Source organism: Streptomyces sp. YKOK-I1, from assembly GCF_054660435.1.
The window spans coordinates 7,255,515-7,274,829 of record NZ_BAAGDR010000001.1; the positions used below are offsets into that span (position 1 = coordinate 7,255,515).

Below are 19,315 nucleotides of genomic sequence, written 5' to 3' on the forward strand. Positions count from 1 at the left end.
CAGGTCCGCCGCGGCGACGAGCAGCTTCAACGCGCTTTCGTACTCCGGCTTCCAGGCGTCCCGCCGCGCGCGAACGCCCAAAACTGTTGCCGGTTCTCGGCGGCCACCTGCCGATGAAGGACGAGCGGGAGCCGGGCGAGGCCCTACCGGGTCAGCGCCAGTGCCGTCACCGACGCCGTCACCGTGCCGACCGCGAGGACCGCGCCCGTGCCCAGCAGGCGGGCCACCGGGACCCGTACGCCGTACGCGAGGCAGCGCTCGTACCAGAGCAGGGTCGCCAGGGAGGCCCACGGGGTGACGACCGGGCCCGCGTTGGTGCCGATCAGCAGGGCGAGGAGCTGGTCGTGGTTGGCGGCGGGGACCGCGGCCTCGCCGGCCAGGTAGACGGGAAGGTTGTTGAGGGCGTTCGAGAGACCGGCGCCCACCGCCGCGGCGCGGAACTGGCCCAGCGTGCCGCCGTCCTCGCCGATCGCGGCGGCCAGCAGATCGTGCAGACCGTGCGCGGTCACCGTTTCCACGACCAGGAACATGCCGGGCACCATCGCCAGCAGCCGCCAGGGCACGAGGGACCAGCGCAGCGCCTTGCGGTCGCGCACCGCGAACACCGCCACGGCCAGCGCCGCCGCCGTCGCGGAAGCCATCCACAGCTCCACGTCGGCGACCAGGGTGGCGAACAGGAATCCGGCGCAGGCCACCGCGCAGACCCGGAACAGGACGGGGTCGGCGGGGCGGTGCGCCGCGGGCGGCTCGTAGCGGTCGGCTCTGTCGCGCAGTACGTCGGCCGCCACCAGCACCGCACCGGGACCGCCCGCCGACTCCGCCGTACGCCGCTGCCGTCGCCAGTAGAAGCCCCACAGGCATGCCGTCGTCACCACGATCGCCGCCAGTTGCGGAGCCCACATACGCGCCGCCAGGCCCAGGGAGGACAGGGCCACCCGGTCGGCCGCCAGGAGGTTGGTGAGGTTGGAGACGGGGAGCAGCAGGCTCGCGGTGTTCGCCAGCCAGACCGTCGTCATCGCCAGGGGGACCACCGCGATGCCGACCCGGCCCGCCATCGCCAGCATCACGGGCGTCAGCAGCACCGCCGTGGTGTCCAGGTTCAGCGTGATCGTCGTGACCGAGGCGAAGGCCACGCAGAGGAGGAAGAGAAGGGGGTAGCTGCCCCGACCCGCCCGCGCCACCCGCGCCGCCACCACGTCGAACACCTCGGCCCGGCTGGTCAGTTCGGCCAGCACGATCACCGTGCCCAGGAACGCCAGCAGCGGGGCGATCCGGCGCATCGCGTCGCCCGCGTCGGCGGCCGGCAGCAGCCCCGAGGCCACGCACAGCAGTCCGGTCGTGAGCAGGGCGATCGCCACCCGGTCCAGTACATGCAGACGCCGTAAGACAGACACGGGGGAAGGGTCGCACAGCTGTGCTTCCGCGTGACCGGGGGGTTGGCGTGAAATCAGTCCAAAACGACGCTCGTCCATTGCATCATGAATACATGGGGGACCGTCAGATCACCGGGGACATCGCGCCGTTGGACTTCTTCGTCAGCTACTCGCCCGCCGACGAGCGCTGGGCGTCCTGGATCGCCTGGACACTGGAGGCGGCCGGCTACCGGACCGTCCTGCAGGCCTGGGACTTCGTGCCGGGCACCAACTTCGTCGACTTCATGGACCGGGGGGTGAGCGAGTCCGCGGCCGTCATCGCCGTACTGTCCCGCAACTACGAGCGGTCGCGGTACGGCCGGATGGAGTGGCAGGCGGCCCTGCGCGCCGACCCGGACGTGCCCGAGCGGCGGCTGATCACCGTGCGGGTCGAGGACATCCCCGTGGAGGGGCTCCTCGCCACCCTCACCTATGTCGATCTGGTCCCGGTGACCGATCCGGCCGCCGCCCGAGACCTGCTGCTCACCCGGGTCCGGCAGGCCCTCGACGGACGGGCCCGCCCCAGTCTGCGGCCCGGCTACCCCGGCGAGGGACAGCCCGTGCCGCCCGCGCCCGCCGTACCGGTCGCACCCCCGCCGGGCCGCCCGCCCGGCGGCCTCGGCTGGGCCGGCCGGCGCCGGCCCCCGGCCCCGCCCGCCTACCCCCGCACCGGTGCCGACCCGGCCGTCCGCGAGGCGGTCACCGTGCTGCACCTGGCCGGACCCGTCTTCGGACGCGGCCAGGACCCGGCCGAACTCCAGGCGGCGATCTGGGGCGACCTCGTCGAGCTCACCGACTCCGGGGCCCCCTCCCCGGACCTGCTGGTCGTCACCGGCGACCTCACCGCCTCCGGCAGCCCCCGCGAGTTCGACCAGGCGCTCGCCTTCCTCACCGGACTGCGCGCCCTGCTCGGCCTCGAACCGCACCGCGTCGCCGTCGTCCCCGGCGGCCACGACGTCAACCAGGCCGCCTGCCGCGCCTACTTCAGCACCTGCGAGGCCGACGAGATGCCGCCCCGGCCGCCCTACTGGCCCAAGTGGCGCCACTTCGCGCGCGTCTTCCAGGAGCTCTACCAGGGGCTCGACGTCGTCTTCGACAGCGACCAGCCCTGGACCCTCTTCCCGGTGCCCGAACTGCACACCGTCGTCGCCGGCCTCAACTCCTCCATGGCGTACAGCCACCGGCTCGACGACCAGTACGGCCTGGTCGGCCGCGAGCAGGCCGCCTGGTTCGCCCAGGCCCTGCGGCCGTACGAGCAGGAGGGCTGGCTGCGGATCGGCGCCCTGCGCCACGCCCCCGGCACCACCCCGCAGGGCGTCCTGCGCACCGCCGCCCAGAACGGCTCCGGCCCGCTGCGCGACACCGACGTCCTCGCCCGCCTCACCGCACCCCGCCTCCATCTGCTGCTGCACGGCCCGGCCGGACCCGGCGCCCGCCCGCTGCTGACCACCGCCACCGGCGAACTGCCCCTGCTCGGCACCGCCGGACCCGCCCGGCACCGGCTGCTGCGCATCGGCCGCGACGGACTCGCGACCTGGCCCGGCCCCGGCGAACCACGGCAGGACCGGGTCGAATGGCGCCGCGCCCACCGCGCCTTCGGCCCCGCCGACCCCACCGCCCCCGACCCGGCGGCGGCCGGCGCCCCCGACCCCGAGCCCCGCGCCGTGCAGTCCCCGGCCGAGGTGCTGCTCGCCCGGGTCGCCGAGGTCTGCCGCACCCGCCACGAAGGCGCCCAGATCCGGCCGGTCGAGGGACCCGTGCCCCAGCTCCTCGTCACCTGGACCCAGTCGGGCTTCGTCCGCCAGCAGCGCGTCGCCGTCCACACCGGCACCCCCACCGCCCAGGACGTCGACCGGGTCGTCGCCCTGGTGCACGCCGCCGACTCCGAGACCGAGGCCGAACTCGTCCACGACGGCCCCCCGCCCGCCCGCGAACTCAGGGACCTGGCCCGCCGCAGAGGCGTCCGGGTGCGCAGCTTCACCGAGTTCCAGGGCCTGCTCGACCTGCGCGCCTACGTCGGCGCCCAGAGCGAACGCCTGCGCACCGACCCCCGCTACCCCCCGGGCATGTACCTCCCGCAGCGGTACCGCGAGATCGAGCGGCTCGACGCCGAGGACCGCGACGGACTGGTCGACGCCATGCTCCGCCTCCTCGACTCCGACCAGGGCCGCTTCCTGCTGCTGCTCGGCGACTTCGGCCACGGCAAGACGTTCGCGCTGCGCGAGCTGGCCCGCCGTGTCCCCGCCGAGCTGCCGCATCTCGTCCCGCTGCTGGTGGAGCTGAGCGCCCTCGACCGGGCCTACTCCTTCGAGGGCCTGGTCGCCGCCCACCTCGCCGCGCACGGCGTCGACAACATCGACCTGCGGGCCTTCCGGTACATGCTCCAGCAGGGCCGGATCGTGCTGCTCTTCGACGGCTTCGACGAACTCGTCACCCGCGTCACCTACGACCGGGCCGCCGAGCGCCTCCAGGTGCTGCTGGACTCCGCCGTGGACAGCGCCAAGATCGTCGTCAGCAGCCGCACCCAGCACTTCCGCTCCCAGGGCCAGGTCCTCACCGCCCTCGGCGAACGCGTCGGCATGCTCCCGCACCGCCGTGTCCTCGCCGTGCAGGAGTTCACCCCGCAGCAGATCCGCGCCTACCTGGTCAACCGGTACGACGGCGACGAACGCGCAGCCGACCGCCGGGTCCGGCTGCTCGACGCCATCCCCGATCTGCTCGCCCTGTGCCGCAACCCCCGTCTCCTCGGCTTCGTCGCCGACCTCGACGACGACCAGCTGCGCGCGGTCGCCGGAGCCGGCCGCGCGCTCAGCCCCGCCGGGCTCTACCAGGAGGTCCTCACCGCCTGGCTGACCTTCGAGGAGCAGCGCGCCACGGGCGGCCCGGGGCGCGCGCCCGGACTCGGCATCGACCAGCTGTGGACCGCGGTCACCGCGCTCGCCCTGAGACTGTGGCAGACCGGCCAGGAGTCGCTGCGGCTCGACGAGCTGACCGATGTGGCCGAGACCCTCACCGGGCTCGCCGCGAGCCGGCTCTCCCCGGGGCAGGCCGCACACGCCGTCGGCTCCGGCAGTCTGCTGGTGCGCAGCGAGGACGGGGTGTTCCGGTTCATCCACGGCTCGGTGGTGGAGTGGCTCATCGCGCGTGAGTGCGCGAACCGGCTGGTCGGCGGGGACAGCGCGCTGCTCGCCCGGCGCCGGCTGAGCCAGCTCGCCGTGGAGTTCCTGTGCGACCTCGCCGACCACCGCGCCTGCCAGGAGTGGGCCGAGCGCGCCCTCGACGGCGACGAGGACGAGGTGGCCCGCGCCAACGCCGTGAAGATCCTCTCCCGGCTGCGGGTGCCCGCCCACACCGATCTGCGCGGGGCCGCGCTCGCCGGGGAGGACCTCTCCTACCGCGACTTCTCCGGGGTGGACCTCACCCGCGCCGACCTCTCCGACGCCCGGCTGGTCGGCGCCAACCTGGCCGGCGCGGTCCTGCGCGACGCCCGGCTGACCGGCGCCCGGCTCGACGGCGCCGACCTCTCCGACGCCGATCTGCGCGGCGCCGACCTGCGCCGGGCCCGGCTGATCCGCACCGACCTGACCGGCGCCCGGGTCGAGGGCGGCCGCTGGCAGCGCGCCGCCCTGGTCGCCGCCACCGTCGACCCGCGGCTGCTGCGGGCGCCCGAGCTGGCCGCCGCCGCGCTGGCCCCCGGCATGGCCGTCGACTCCGGCTTCCGGCCCTCCGCGGTGGGTGTGCCGTACGGCTTCGACATGCGCACCAGCCGACTGCCCGAACCGATCTCCTACAGCCCGGACGGCGAACTCCTCGCCGTCGGCGCCGAGGACGGCGGGGTGCTGGTCTGCGACGCCGCGACCGGCACCGCCCTGCGCACCCTGGAGGGCCACACCGACCGCGTCTACGCCGTCAAGTTCCGCGAACGGGTTCTCGCCACCGGCAGCGCCGACGGGACCGTACGCCTGTGGGACCCGGTCTCCGGGCGCTGTCTGCGGCTGCTGGACATCCATCCGCGCGGGGTGTGGCCCGTCGCCCTGGACGCCGGCGGCTCGCTGCTGGCCACCGGGGACGCCGAGGGCGTGGTCACCGTCTGGGACACCGCCTCGGGCACCCCGCTGCACCGGCTGCCCGGTCACTCCGCGCCGGTCTACACCGTGGCCTTCGACCCGGGCGGCGCCACCCTGGTGACCGGGGACGCCTCCACCTCCGTACGGCTGTGGGACCTCGCGACCGGGCGGTGGACCGGTGAACTGCCCGGCCACCAGAGCGCGGTGTACCGGGCGCGGTTCAGCCCGGACGGCACCCTGCTGGCCACCGCCGACCGCGGGGACGAGCGGCAGGGCGGCACGGTGCGGATCTGGAACGCGGCCGACCGCAGCCTGCGGCACGAGTTCACCGGGCACACCGGCCGGGTCTACACCCTCGACTTCCACCCCGGCGGCCGCTACCTGGTGAGCGGCGACACCGAGGGAGAGGTGCGGCTGTGGGACCTGGCCGAGGGGACCGGCGCCGGACTGCTCGGCGGCTGCCGGGGCGCCGTCTACCAGGTGCTCTTCGCCCCGGACGGCACCCTGCTCGCCGCCGGGGACAGCCAGGGCGTGGTCCGGCTCTGGCGGGTGGAGCCGGGCGCCGACCCGGTGGCGGTGCCGCTCACCCGGCAGCCCGCCGAGCACCGCGGCTCGGTCTGGGTCTGCAAGTTCCGCCCACACGGTGACGCCGCCACCCCCGCCCCGGACACCGGCGCCCTCCTCGTGACCGGCGGCAACGACGGGGTCGTACGGCTGCACGACCCCGCCACCAGCCAGGGCCGGCGCATCCTGCGCGGCCACGGGCGGCGGATCGGCACCCTCTCCTTCAGCTCCGACGGCTCGATACTGGCGGCGGGCGGCAACGACGGCGTGATCCGGCTGTGGGACTCCGGCACCGGACAGCGGCTGCGGGAGCTGACCGGCCAGAGCGACCGGCTGGTCTCGGCCGTGTTCAGTCCGGGCGGCAGCCTCCTCGCCACCGCGAGCAGCGACGGCGACATGTATCTGTGGAACGCCTCGACGGGCGAGTACCAGCGCGAGATGGACGTGGAGACCGACCATGTCTGGGCCGAGGCGTTCAGCCCCGACGGCGAGCTCCTCGCCACCGCCAACGACGACGACACCGTCCGCCTCTGGTACCGGGCCACCGGCGCCCATGTCGTCACCATCGGCGAGCACTTCGGCCGGGTCCGCTCCCTCGCCTTCCGGCCCGACGGGCAGGTCCTCGCCACCGGCTGCGACGACCGCCGGGTGCGCCTGTGGCATCTGGACGAGCGCCGGATCACCGCCGTCCTGGACGGCCACACCGACCGGGTGTACGCGGTGGCGTTCGCCGCCGACGGCTCCTGGCTCGCCAGCGCCTCCTGGGACGGGGACGCGGTGATCTGGCGGGACGGGGTGGCCGTGCACCGGCTGTCCGCCCACACCGGCAAGCTGTGGACGGCCGCCGCGCATCCGGTGCGCCCGCTGCTGGCGACGGCCGGGGACGACCGCACGGTCCGGCTGTGGGACGCCCACACCGGCCGGGAGACGGCGGTGCTGAGCGGGCACACCGGTCGGGTCCTGGCGGTCGCCTTCAGCCCCGACGGCTCCCTGCTGGCCGGCGGCGGCGAGGACGGCACGGTCCGGCTGTGGGAGGTCCCGGCCGACGGCCCGGCGGCCCTGCGCGCCACCCTGGTCGGGCTGCCCGGCGGCTGGGCCGCGCTGGCGCCCTCCGGCGGCTACAAGTACGAAGGGGACGTCACCGGCGAGTTCTGGCACGCGGTCGGCATGTGCCGCTTCGAGCCGGGGGAGCTGGACGGACATCTGCCGGGGGTACGGAACGTGGCGCCGGACGATCCGCTGAGGTGAGGCCCAGGGGGTGTCCGCGCGCACGGTGAAGGAGACGTCCGGGCCCGAGGTACGGCCCGCCGTCGCCTCGTTCGTCACCTCGTCACCTCGTCACCTTCACGGTGAAAAACTGTTATCCCGCGGCCGGTGCGGCCGTCCCCTCGGGTGTGATCTCCGACATTGCCAACAGCGGGGTCCCGGCTGAGAGGGTGCGGGCATGAGGACGTACGCCGACGCCGGTGCCGAGGCCGGGCGGCACTGGCGGGCCACCATCGCCGCCGCGCAGGCCGGTGACCGGCAGGCGCTGGACGAACTGGTCGCGGGCTGGCTGCCGCTGGTCTACAACGTCGTCGGCCGGGCCCTGAACGGCCACGCCGACGTCGACGACGTCGTCCAGGAGACCATGCTGCGCGCCGTCGGCAACCTCGGCTCCCTGCGCGAGCCCGACAGCTTCCGCTCCTGGCTGGTGGCCATCGCCATGCGCCAGATCCGCGACCGGGCGCGCCGCAGGACCAGGGCGGGTGGGACCGCCACCCGCCTCGACGAGAGCACGGCCCCCGAGGGCGCCGCCGACTTCGCCGAACTCACCGTGCTCAGGCTCCAGTTGGAGGGTCAGCGGCGCGAGGTCGCGGAGGCGGTGCGCTGGCTGGACGACGAGGACCGGCAGTTGCTGTCCCTGTGGTGGCTGGAGGTCGCCGGTGAACTCACCCGCCGTGAACTCGCCGCCGCCGTCGGCATCAGCCGGCAGCACGCCGCCGTGCGCGTCCAGCGGGTGAAGGAACGCCTGGAGGTCTCCCGGGGCATCGTGCGCGCCCTCGACGGCGCCTGCCCCGACCTGCGCGAGGCGACCGCCCGGTGGAACGGCCGACCCGACTCCGTGTGGCGCAAACGGCTCGCCCGGCACATCCGCGGCTGCGGCTACTGCGGGGACACCCGCGAGAGCGTCGTACCGGCGGAACGGCTGCTCGTCGGCATCGCGCTGGTCCCCCTCCCGGTCGGCTTCACGCTCTCCCTCGGCCTCGGCGGCAAGACCGCGGTGGCCGCGGCGGGCTCCGCCTCCGTCGGCTGGTCCGCGAAGGTGCTGGGCGCGCTGACCAAGCCCGCCGTCGCGATGACGGCCGGCGCCACCCTCGCGGCGGGCGGCGCCTACGTCGCCGTACAGACACCCGACGACCCGCCCCCGCACACCGCCACCGCCCCCACGGCGGCGAGCACCGCCGCCGGACCACCGCCCGCCCGGTCCGCCTCGCCGTCGGCGTCCCCCTCGCCCTCCCCGTCCCCCTCCGCCACGAAGAAGGCGACGAAGAAGACGGTGTACGGCAGTGTCGTCGACGCCGTGGACACCGCGCCGGACCCCGACACCCCGCCCGGCGCCCTGCCGCACCGGCCCGCGTCCGGTGTCACCAGCACCGGCGGCGCCCACGCCGTCATGAACCACCGCGGGGACGCGGTCACCCTCACCGGCCAGGGCTATGTCCTGGTGCGCTGGCAGATCTCGCCGCAGTACCGGGCGGGCAGCCTGGTCCCGCCCGCCTGGACCGGCCTGAAGGGCAGGCTGTTCCACGTGGCCTCGGGCGGCGGCCGCCGCATGGACGACCCGACGAGCGCCACCGACCCCACCGCCACCGGCATGGGCAGCGCCGCCACCGGCTACGCCGTCCTGCCCGCCGGCACCCAGCAGATGTGGCAGAACGAGTACTTCTACGTCGACGGCAGCGTCACCCTCACGGTGAACGAACGCGGCGCCGACTACGGCGTGAGCGTCTTCCCCAGCACCTGGGACGCCGTGGAGAAGGACATCGTCACCGGCCCGCCCGGGGGAGCGGGGCGCTACGGACTGGTCCGCGACACCGGGGGCGACGACACCCCGGTCCCGCAGTACGTCACCCGGGACACCCCGGCCGACCCGGCGACGGTCCCTCAGGCCTCACGCGTCGCGGTGTAGCGGTCGTGCGCGACCTGGGGTGTCCCGGAGGGCGGTCAGGACGTCGATGCGATTGGTGGTGATCGAGTCGACGCCCAGGGCGATCAGCCGGCGCATCGAGCGGCGGGTGTCCGGCGTCCACACGGACAGCAGGTGGCCGCCCCGGTGGACCCGGTCGGCCAGGGCCCGGTCGACCAGGGAGAAACGGTAGTTCAGCCAGCGCGGCTTGACCGCGTCGAGCAGGACCGGGCGGGTGGGCGCCAGGCTGGTGCGGGTCAGGGCGATCTCGGCGGACGGGTCGGCCGCCCGGACGGCGAGCATCTCCTCGGCGCCCGCGCAGTAGTAGGCGCGGTCGGCCGCCCCGGCCTCGCGCACGGCGTCCACGACCCGCCGCGCCTGCCGTACGTCCCGGGCCCCCGGCAGATCGATCATCACCCGGCCGTCCCCGGTGGCCGCGAGCGCCTCCGCGAGGGTGGGCACCCCGCCGTCCGTCAGCCCGCGCACCTCGGCCGCCGACATCGACCGCAGCGGACGGTCCGCCCCCCACAGCCGCTTCAGCGTCTCGTCGTGCAACAGCACGGGCACACCGTCCCTGGTGAGGCGGACGTCGAACTCGACGGCGTCCGCGCCCAGGGCGAGCGCGGAACGCAGTGAGTCGAGCGTGTTCTCACGGAAGCGGTAGGGGGCGCCGCGATGGGCCACGGCAGTCAGCGTCTGCATGGGCCCATTGTGTCCGGGCCGGATGCCGCCGCTTCAGGCGGACAGCCACGCGGCGGTGTACGTGTCGATCTCGGCGTCGATCCGCGCCTTGCCGGGCGCGTCCAGGAAGGACGCCCCGACCGCGTTCTTCGCCAGGTCCGCCACGCCCCGCTCGTCGAGGCCGAGAAGCCGGGCGGCGACCGCGTACTCGTTGTTGAGGTCGGTGCCGAACATCGGCGGGTCGTCGGAGTTGATCGTGACCAGCACCCCCGCCCGCACGAACTCCTTGATCGGGTGCTCGTCGAGGGTGCGGACCGCGCGCGTGGCGATGTTGGAGGTGGGGCACACCTCCAGCGCGATGCGGTGCTCGGCGAGATGCGCGAGGAGCTTCTCGTCGCGGGCCGAGCTGGTGCCGTGTCCGATGCGCTCGGCGCGCAGATGGGTGAGCGCGTCCCACACGGTCTCCGGACCGGTCGTCTCACCGGCGTGCGGCACGGACTTCAGGCCCGCGGCGATCGCCCGGTCGAAGTAGGGCTTGAACTGCGGGCGCGGTACGCCGATCTCGGGCCCGCCGAGACCGAAGGAGATCAGCCCCTCCGGCCGCAGCCGGTCGTCGGTGGCCAGCCGCGCGGTCACTTCGGCGGACTCGAGCCCCGCCTCACCGGGAATGTCGAAGCACCACCGCAGCACGGTCCCGAACTCCGCCTCGGCGGCCTTGCGGGCGTCCTCGATCGCGTCCATGAAGGCCCGCTCGTCGATACCGCGCCGGGTCGAGGAGTACGGCGTGATGGTCAGCTCGGCGTACCGCACCTGCTGGCGGGCCAGCTCCCGGGCCACCTCGTAGGTCAGCAGCCGGACGTCCTCCGGGGTGCGGATGAGGTCCACGACGGACAGGTACACGTCGATGAAGTGCGCGAAGTCCGTGAAGGTGAAGAAGTCGGCCAGGGCCTCGGGGTCGGTGGGCACCTTGGAGTCGGGGTGCCGGGCGGCCAGCTCGGCGACGATCCGGGGGGAGGCGGAGCCGACGTGGTGGACGTGCAGTTCGGCCTTGGGCAGCCCGGCGATGAACGCGTGCAGATCGCGGGACCCGGCGTGCGCGGCGGGGCCGGCGGGCGTGCCGGACGCGGCGGAGGCGTCGAGGCGGTCGGTCAAGGGGTCCTCCCCTGGGACGGCGTCCCCGGCCGAAAGAGGGGCCGGACGGGACGCGGGTGATCGGCTGATCGGTGAGTCAGGGCCATCGTAGGCGGCCGGGGCGGCGGAGGTGGCCGGGTGGCGGGGGCGGCCGAGGTGGCCGGGTCGCCGGGGTGGTCGCGGTGGCCGGGGCGGCCGAGGAGGGAGAGGAGGGGGAGGTCGAGGAGGGGGAGGCCGGTGGAGGGAGGGCGGCCGGGGGTCGGGAGGTGGCCGGGGGCGGCCGGGGCCGGGAGGACAGCTGAGGACGGGCGGCCCAGGGCGGGAGGGGCGGGGCACGCAGGCCGAGGAGGGGGAGGCCGGTGGAGGGAGGGTGGCCGGGGGGCGGCCGGGGACGGGAGGACAGCTGAGGACGGGCGGCCGTGGAGGGGAGGGAGCCGGGCACGCAGGCCGAGGAGGGGAGGGACGGGGGACGGTGGCGGAGGGCCGGAGGGACGGGGTACGCAGGCCGAGGGCGGGAGACGCAGGCCGGGGAGGGGAAGGCCGGCGGGGGGACGGTGGCCGGGGGTGGGGCGGCGGGGGAGAGGGACGGTCGTGGGTGTGTCTGGACTGTGGTCTGTCGGCTTTTCGGCCGGGCCCTCGGGGCTCTGGCTTGGGCCGTAGCATGACGGAACGTTCGACAGAGGGGATCCCGTGCATGTCCGACGACGCGCCGACTCCGGCCGGTGACGCCGGTCGCGACACCTGGCCCGCACCCGCCTCCGCCGAGCCGGCCGGTCCCGGGGACGCGACTCCCGGGGTGCCGCTGGACAAGGCGGCGGAGGGGATACGGCCGGAGGCGACGCCCTCGGACGACGTGCCCCTGGCGGAGGGCTCCGCCCCCGATCCCGCGCCCCGGTCCCCTCTCCCCACCGACGACGCCCAGGCGGGCCCCGGCCACCCGACCGTGCCGCACGAGCCGCCGACGGCCGCGACGATGCCCGAGGTGACGTCCGCGGCGACATCTGCGGCGGCGCCCCCGGTCCCGCAGAGCCCGTTCACCCCGTCCTGGGCCGCCCCCGGCGCTCCGCAGCCGTACGGTGCCTTCGCCTCCTTCCCGCCGCCGGATCCGGCGACGCTCGCGGCCGGTCTCCCGCCCCACCCCTTCGCGCCGCCCCTCGCGCCCACCGGCGCGGTGCCCCCGCCGCCGATCTCCCCGGACGGCCCCGGCCAGGTGCCGTACGGCCACCCCGGGGCCTACGGCTACCCCGCACCGGCCCAGGTCGGCTACCTCTGGCCCGGTGTGCCGCCCGTCGAGAGCAACGGGATCGGTGTCGCCGGGATGGTGCTGGGCATCGCCTCGGCCGTGTTCTTCTGCCTGTGGCCGGCGGCGATCGTGATCGGCGTCCTGGGCGTGGTCTTCGGCGCGATCGGCCGTCGGAAGGCGAGCCGGGGCGAGGCCACCAACCCGGGCCAGGCCCTGGCCGGCGTCATCCTGGGCATCGCCGGCATCATCCTCGGAGCGGGCCTGGGCACCCTGGCCTTCATGATCCCGGTCTAGGGCGTGTTGCGAAAGTCCCGCCTGCCGCCCGACGCCCGGCACGCACTCTCGCCGCACCGGGCGAAAACCCAAGTACATCCAGTACGAGGGCTTCCGCCCGGCACGCCGAGAGCACGCACCGGACGCCGGTCGGCCCGCCCTCCGGGCGGACGACGGGACTTTCGCAACACGCCCTAGGTCCAGGCCCTGGCGTCCAGTCCGTGGGCCCGTCCGCCGCAGGCCCCCGGCTGCTCACTCCCCCCGCAACCGCTCCCGTGCCGCCATCAGCGCGAAGCCCAGCAGGTTCGGGCCCCGCCAGCGCTCCGGATCGGCCGCCGCCTCGTCGTCGGCCGCCAGGCCGATGCCCCAGACCCGGTCCACGGGGCTCGCCTCGACGAGGACGCGGTCGCCGGTCCCGAGGAGGAAGCCGGTCAGCTCGGGGGCGGAGCCGAACTTGTGCACGCTGCCCTCGACGACGATCCGGAACCGCTCCCGCTGCCAGGTCTCCTCGTCGAAGCCGCGCACCAGCCGGCCCGCCTTCTTCGCCTGGGAGGGGTGCGCGGCGGCCAGTGCCCGGCGCTCCGCCTCCGCGTCACCGAACAGACGGGCCTTCTCCGCCATCATCCAGTGCTCGGCCGTCGCGTAGGTGAACCCGTCCACCACGAACGGTGACGGCCACCACTGGCTCAGACAGCTCGAACCCAGCCGGCCGTCCGGCCGCGGCCGGTGTCCCCAGAAGTGCAGGTACGTGATCCTCGCCCCCGCCCGGACCTCCCTGACCAGGGTGTCCAGACCATCGATCGTCTCCATGCACGCCAGCATGGCAGGCACCACTGACACTGCGTCCTGCCTTTTCCGTCCCGACTCGACACCTGGTCGACAGATTCCGTCGCGTAACCAAAAGGCAACAACGGAATCACTTGTTGGAGTGTCATTGCTCTGTCAGGATCGGCACTCAAATCAGGCTGGAGCTACGCCACCGGCCCTCGCACAAGGCGGGGCGAAGGCGGAGGAGAGCGACATGCAGAACCCGGGCACCGCCACCCCGGACACCACCGACCGGTTCCCCGCGCGGGAACGCTTCGCGGACGGCGCTCAGTACATCGCGGGCCGCCTCACCCGGGGCACCTCGGGCCGCACCCACGCCGTGGTCGACCCGGCCACCGGCGAGGAGGTGTACACGTACGAGCTGGCGTCCGCCGCCGACGTGGACGCGGCCGTCGCCGCCGCCCGCGCGGCCTTCCCCGGCTGGTCGGGCGCCACGCCGGGAGAGCGCTCCGACGCCCTGCACCGCCTCGCCGCCGTCCTCGCCGACCGCGCCGAGGAGTTCGCCCGTGCCGAGTCGCTCCAGTGCGGCAAGCCGCTGAAGCTGACGCGTGAGTTCGACGTGCCGGGGACGATCGACAACACGGCCTTCTTCGCGGGCGCCGCCCGTCATCTCCAGGGCCAGGCCGCCGGGGAGTACTCCGGCGACCACACCTCGTACGTCCGCCGGGAGCCCATCGGCGTGGTCGGCTCCATCGCCCCCTGGAACTACCCCCTCCAGATGGCCGCCTGGAAGATCCTCCCGGCGATCGCCGCGGGCAACACGATCGTCCTCAAGCCCGCCGAGCTGACCCCGCTGACCTCGCTGCTGTTCGCGCAGGCGGCGACCGACGCCGGGATCCCCGACGGGGTGATCAACATCGTCACGGGGACGGGCAAGGAGGCCGGCGAGCACCTCGTGGGCCACCCCGACGTGGCCATGACCTCCTTCACCGGCTCCACCGCCGTCGGCAGGCGCGTCGCCGAGATCGCCACGGCCACCGTCAAGCGCCTCCACCTGGAGCTCGGCGGCAAGGCCCCCTTCGTGGTCTTCGACGACGCAGATCTGGAAGCCGCCGTCCACGGAGCCGTGGCGGGCGCGCTCATCAACACCGGGCAGGACTGCACGGCCGCCACGCGCGCGTACGTGCAGCGGCCCCTCTACGCGGCCTTCGTCGAGGCGACCTCCGCCCTCATGGCGGACGTCCGGGTCGGCGACCCGTTCGCGGCCGGCACGGACATCGGCCCCCTCGTCTCCCATGTCCAGCGCGACCGCGTCGCCGCGATCGTGGAGCGGGCGCGTGCCTACGCGCGCGTGGTGACCGGCGGCGAGGCCCCGCAGGGCGACCAGGGGGAGCTCAAGGACGGCGCGTACTACCGTCCCACGCTCGTCGCGGACGCCGCCCAGGACAGCGAGGTCGTCCAGTCCGAGATCTTCGGCCCGGTGCTGGTCGTCCTGCCGTTCGACACCGACGACGAGGGCGTCCGGCTGGCCAACGACACCCCGTACGGGCTGGCCGCCTCCGCGTGGACCCGGGACGTCTTCCGGGCGAACCGCGCGACCCGCGAGATCCAGGCCGGGTGCGTGTGGATCAACGACCACATCCCGATCATCAGCGAGATGCCGCACGGCGGCTACAAGGCCTCCGGCTTCGGCAAGGACATGTCAGCGTATTCGTTCGACGAGTACACACAGATCAAGCACGTTATGTTCGATAACACGGCGGTTGCCCGAAAGGCCTGGCACCGCACGATCTTCGGGGACCGATAGTCACAGCCCCGGCCGCCCACCGCGGCCGGCTTCCCGAAAGGGCATCAAGCGCATGAGGCAGTACGAGCCCGACCGCCCGACCCCGGTCGAACTGGCCGCCGTGCGGCGCAGTCTCCGCAGTGGCCGGGCCGCCATGACCCGCCGGTCGCTGATGGGCGGCGCGCTCGCGTTGGGCGGCGTCGGAGCGCTGAGCGCCTGCGGCATCCCCGCGGCCGGCAAGAGCCAGGGCGGCGTGTCCGCCGACGACCACTCCGAGCAGGAGAAGGTCGTCAACTTCTCCAACTGGCCCGAGTACATCGACGTCGACGACAGCGGGAAGAACCATCCGACGCTGGACGCGTTCCGCAAACGGACCGGCATCTCCGTCAAGTACACCGAGGACATCAACGACAACGACGAGTTCTTCGGCAAGATCCAGCCGCAGCTCGCCGCCGGTCAGGACACCGGACGCGACCTCATCGTCCTCACCGACTGGCTGGCCGCCCGCATGATCCGGCTCGGGTACGTCCAGAAACTCGACGCGTCCAACCTGCCGCACGCCTTCGCCAACCTCTCGGAGCAGTTCAGGAGCCCCGACTGGGACCCGGGCCGCGCCTACTCCTACCCCTGGCAGGGCATCTCCACGGTCGTCGCCTTCAACAAGAAGGCGCTCGACGGCGTCGAGGTGAAGTCGGTCTCCGACCTGCTCGACAACGCGGCGCTCAAGGGCCGGGTCGGCCTGCTGACCGAGATGCGCGACACCGTCGGCATGACCATGCTCGACATGGGCCTGGACCCGGCGAAGTTCACCGACGACGACTACGACGCGGTCATGGCCCGGCTCCAGAAGGCCGTCGACAAGGGCCAGATCCGCCGCTTCACCGGCAACGACTACACGTCCGACCTCAGCAAGGGCGACCTGGCGGCCTGTGTCGCCTGGGCCGGCGACATCGTGCAGCTCCAGGCCGACAACCCGGACGTCTCCTATGTCATCCCCGACAGCGGCTACATGACGTCGACCGACAACATGCTGATCCCCAACAAGGCGCGCCACAAGACGAACGCCGAGCGGCTCATCGACTACTACTACGAGCCCGGCCCGGCCGCCGAACTCGCCGCCTACATCAACTACGTGAGTCCGGTCGCGGACCTGAAACCGTACCTCGCCAAGATCGACGAGTCGGCGGCGGACAACCCGCTGATCCTTCCCGACAAGGCCATGCAGGCCAGGTCCCACGCCTTCCGCTCCCTGAGCTCGAAGGAAGAGACGGCCTACCAGCAGAAGTTCGCGAAGCTCACAGGGGCGTGACGATCATGACCAAGGACAGCAGCGGCGACGTCCGCCTCTCCGGCATCGGCAAGACCTACGGCGCCTTCACCGCCGTGCACCCGCTCGACCTGACCGTCCCGCAGGGCTCGTTCTTCGCCCTGCTCGGCGCCTCCGGCTGCGGCAAGACCACCACCCTGCGCATGATCGCCGGCCTGGAGGAGCCCACCAGCGGCACCGTCCACCTCGGCGACCAGGACGTCACCGCCCTGCCGCCGTACAAGCGCCCGGTGAACACCGTCTTCCAGTCCTACGCCCTCTTCCCGCACCTCGACATCTTCGAGAACGTCGCCTTCGGTCTGCGCCGGCGCGGCATCAAGTCCGTGAAGAAGCAGGTCGAGGACATGCTGGAACTGGTCCAGCTCGGCGAGCAGGCCCGCAAGAAACCGCATCAGCTCTCCGGCGGCCAGCAGCAGCGCGTCGCCGTCGCCCGCGCCCTCATCAACCACCCCAAGGTGCTCCTCCTCGACGAGCCCCTCGGCGCCCTCGACCTCAAGCTGCGCCGTCAGATGCAGCTGGAGCTCAAGCGCATCCAGACCGAGGTCGGCATCACCTTCGTGCACGTCACGCACGACCAGGAGGAGGCCATGACGATGGCCGACACGGTCGCCGTGATGAACGCCGGCCGTGTCGAGCAGCTCGGCTCGCCCACCGACCTCTACGAGAACCCGCAGACCACGTTCGTCGCCAACTTCCTCGGCACCTCCAACCTCATCGAGGCCGAGGTCGACACCAAGAGCGGCGACGACATCGTGCTGCGGGCGGGCGGCGGCAAGCTCGTCCTGCCCGAGGCGCGATGTTCGGCGCCCACCACGGCGGGCGGCAAGGTCCTGGTCGGCGTCCGCCCGGAGAAGATCTCCCTCACCCACGCCGACGACGCGGGCGAGATCCCCGAGGGCCGCAACCGCATCACCGGGAAGATCGCCCACTCCTCCTTCATCGGCGTCTCCACGCAGTACGTCATCGACAGCCAGGTCTGCCCCGAGTTCGAGGTCTACGCCCAGAACATCGACCGCGACGCCCGTCTGGCCCCCGGCGCCGACGTCGTCCTGCACTGGAGCCCCGGCCACACCTTCGGACTGGACGCCGCCCAGGACATCGACGCCGGCATCGACGAACAGGCGGCGGTCTGAGATGGCCACACTGACCGAGGCACCCCCGCCGCCCCCGCCCGCCTCGCCGACGGCCCCGTCGGCACCCCGGAAGAAGCCGCCGCGCAAGCGGGGCCGGCTGACGCCGTACTGGCTGCTGCTGCCCGGCCTGCTCTGGCTGGTCGTGTTCTTCGCGCTGCCGATGATCTACCAGGCCTCCACGTCCGTGCAGACGGGCTCCCTGGAGGAGGGCTACAAGGTCACCTGGCACCTGGCGACCTACTGGGACGCCCTGAGCGAGTACTGGCCGCAGTTCCTCCGCTCGGTCCTCTACGCGACCGCCGCGACGATCCTGTGCCTGATCCTCGGCTACCCGCTGGCGTACCTGATCGCCTTCCGCGCCGGCCGCTGGCGGAACCTGATCATGATCCTGGTGATCGCGCCGTTCTTCACCAGCTTCCTGATCCGCACCCTCGCCTGGAAGACGATCCTCGCGGACAGCGGCCCGGTCGTGTCGTTCCTCAACACCGTGCACGTCCTGGACGTCACCGACTGGCTCGGCTGGACCTCCGGCGACAGAGTCCTCGCCACCCCGCTCGCGGTGGTGTGCGGACTGACGTACAACTTCCTGCCGTTCATGATCCTGCCGCTCTACACCTCGCTGGAGCGCATCGACGTACGGCTGCACGAGGCGGCCGGCGACCTGTACGCCACCCCGCTCACCACCTTCCGCAAGGTGACCTTCCCGCTGTCGATGCCCGGAGTCGTCTCCGGCACGCTGCTCACCTTCATCCCGGCGGCCGGTGACTACGTCAACGCCGAACTCCTCGGCTCCACCGACACCCGCATGATCGGCAACGTGATCCAGACGCAGTTCCTGCGCGTGCTGGACTATCCGACGGCGGCGGCCCTCTCCTTCATCCTGATGGCCGCGATCCTCCTCATGGTCACCCTCTACATCCGCCGGGCCGGAACGGAGGATCTCGTCTAAATGCCTGTCCTCAACTGGCTCAAGCGCCATCTCGTCGTCATCGCGGGCCTGCTGACCCTCGGCTATCTCCTGCTGCCCAACGTCGTCGTCACGGTGTTCTCCTTCAACAAACCGAAGGGACGCTTCAACTACGAGTGGCAGCAGTTCTCCCTCGACGCCTGGAAGGACCCCTGCGGCGTCGCCGGAATGTGCAACTCGCTGTCGATCAGCCTCCAGATCGCGATCTGGGCGACCATCGGCGCCACCCTGCTCGGCACGATGATCGCCTTCGCCCTGGTCCGCTACCGCTTCCGCGCGCGCGGCGCCGTCAACTCGCTGATCTTCCTGCCGATGGCGATGCCCGAGGTCGTCATGGCCGCCTCGCTGCTCACCCTCTTCCTCAACCTGGGCGGACAGCTGGGCTTCTACACGATCCTGATCGCGCACATCATGTTCTGCCTCAGCTTCGTCGTGGTCGCCGTCAAGGCCCGTGTGCTGTCCATGGACCCGCGCCTCGAACAGGCCGCCCAGGACCTCTACGCAGGGCCGGTCCAGACCTTCCTGCGGGTCACCCTGCCCATCGCGGCCCCCGGCATCGCCGCCGGCGCGATGCTCGCCTTCGCGCTCTCCTTCGACGACTTCATCATCACCAACTTCAACGCGGGCTCGACCGTCACCTTCCCCATGTTCGTCTGGGGTTCGGCACAGCGCGGCACACCCGTCCAGATCAACGTCATCGGTACGGCCATGTTCCTGATCGCCGTACTCCTCGTCCTGACCTCGATGGTCATCGGCAACCGCCGCAACCGACAAAAAGCGTAGGGAGTTGGAAT

The 19,315-nt window shown here is 73.0% G+C and carries 11 protein-coding genes and 1 pseudogene; 8 read left to right on the forward strand and 4 right to left on the reverse strand.

From position 1 onward, the window contains the following. Positions 1–143 precede the first annotated feature (143 nt). Positions 144–1,394, reverse strand: coding sequence for an ArsB/NhaD family transporter (locus ACYQ8Q_RS32515; RefSeq protein WP_460070007.1), 1,251 nt, complete (start codon positions 1,392–1,394; stop codon positions 144–146). Positions 1,395–1,486: 92 nt separating this feature from the next. Here ACYQ8Q_RS32515 and ACYQ8Q_RS32520 point away from each other — a divergent pair, with 92 nt between their 5' ends. Together ACYQ8Q_RS32520 and ACYQ8Q_RS32525 are read left to right on the forward strand one after the other, a co-directional pair. Further along, entirely contained in the window at positions 1,487–7,291 is a 5,805-nt protein-coding gene (locus tag ACYQ8Q_RS32520; protein WP_460070009.1) for a WD40 domain-containing protein, read from the forward strand. Positions 7,292–7,487: 196 nt separating this feature from the next. Beyond that, complete coding sequence (locus ACYQ8Q_RS32525; protein WP_460070011.1) at positions 7,488–9,215, forward strand: RNA polymerase sigma factor; 1,728 nt, start codon at positions 7,488–7,490, stop codon at positions 9,213–9,215. Here the strand turns inward: ACYQ8Q_RS32525 and ACYQ8Q_RS32530 are convergent. Next, positions 9,198–9,914 (reverse strand): glycerophosphodiester phosphodiesterase, encoded by a 717-nt coding sequence (locus ACYQ8Q_RS32530; RefSeq protein WP_460070012.1) that lies wholly within the window; start codon positions 9,912–9,914, stop codon positions 9,198–9,200. The genes ACYQ8Q_RS32525 and ACYQ8Q_RS32530 overlap by 18 nt on opposite strands. A gap of 33 nt (positions 9,915–9,947) precedes the next feature. Then, positions 9,948–11,106: pseudogene (locus ACYQ8Q_RS32535) on the reverse strand (adenosine deaminase). A 612-nt stretch (positions 11,107–11,718) separates the two neighbouring features. Between ACYQ8Q_RS32535 and ACYQ8Q_RS32540 the strand changes: the two are divergent. Beyond that, positions 11,719–12,561, forward strand: coding sequence for a DUF4190 domain-containing protein (locus ACYQ8Q_RS32540; RefSeq protein WP_460070014.1), 843 nt, complete (start codon positions 11,719–11,721; stop codon positions 12,559–12,561). 231 nt (positions 12,562–12,792) lie between these two features. Here ACYQ8Q_RS32540 and ACYQ8Q_RS32545 read toward each other — a convergent pair whose 3' ends face one another. Then, positions 12,793–13,350: an NADAR family protein gene (locus ACYQ8Q_RS32545; protein ID WP_460070015.1), complete on the reverse strand. Its 558-nt coding sequence runs from the start codon at positions 13,348–13,350 to the stop codon at positions 12,793–12,795. Positions 13,351–13,561: 211 nt separating this feature from the next. Between ACYQ8Q_RS32545 and ACYQ8Q_RS32550 the strand changes: the two genes are divergently transcribed. The 5 genes from ACYQ8Q_RS32550 to ACYQ8Q_RS32570 are packed head-to-tail and all read left to right on the forward strand — an operon-like array spanning position 13,562 to position 19,304. Then, positions 13,562–15,115 (forward strand): gamma-aminobutyraldehyde dehydrogenase, encoded by a 1,554-nt coding sequence (locus tag ACYQ8Q_RS32550; protein ID WP_460070018.1) that lies wholly within the window; start codon positions 13,562–13,564, stop codon positions 15,113–15,115. Between the two features lie 52 nt (positions 15,116–15,167). Further along, entirely contained in the window at positions 15,168–16,403 is a 1,236-nt protein-coding gene (locus ACYQ8Q_RS32555; RefSeq protein ID WP_460070020.1) for an ABC transporter substrate-binding protein, read from the forward strand. A gap of 5 nt (positions 16,404–16,408) precedes the next feature. Continuing rightward, entirely contained in the window at positions 16,409–17,554 is a 1,146-nt protein-coding gene (locus tag ACYQ8Q_RS32560) for an ABC transporter ATP-binding protein (protein WP_460070022.1), read from the forward strand. 1 nt (position 17,555) lies between these two features. Further along, positions 17,556–18,503, forward strand: coding sequence for an ABC transporter permease (locus ACYQ8Q_RS32565; RefSeq protein WP_460070024.1), 948 nt, complete (start codon positions 17,556–17,558; stop codon positions 18,501–18,503). Beyond that, the gene (locus tag ACYQ8Q_RS32570; RefSeq protein WP_460070026.1) at positions 18,504–19,304 is read left to right on the forward strand and encodes an ABC transporter permease; all 801 of its coding nucleotides are present in this window, start codon (positions 18,504–18,506) and stop codon (positions 19,302–19,304) included. Positions 19,305–19,315: the final 11 nt, after the last annotated feature.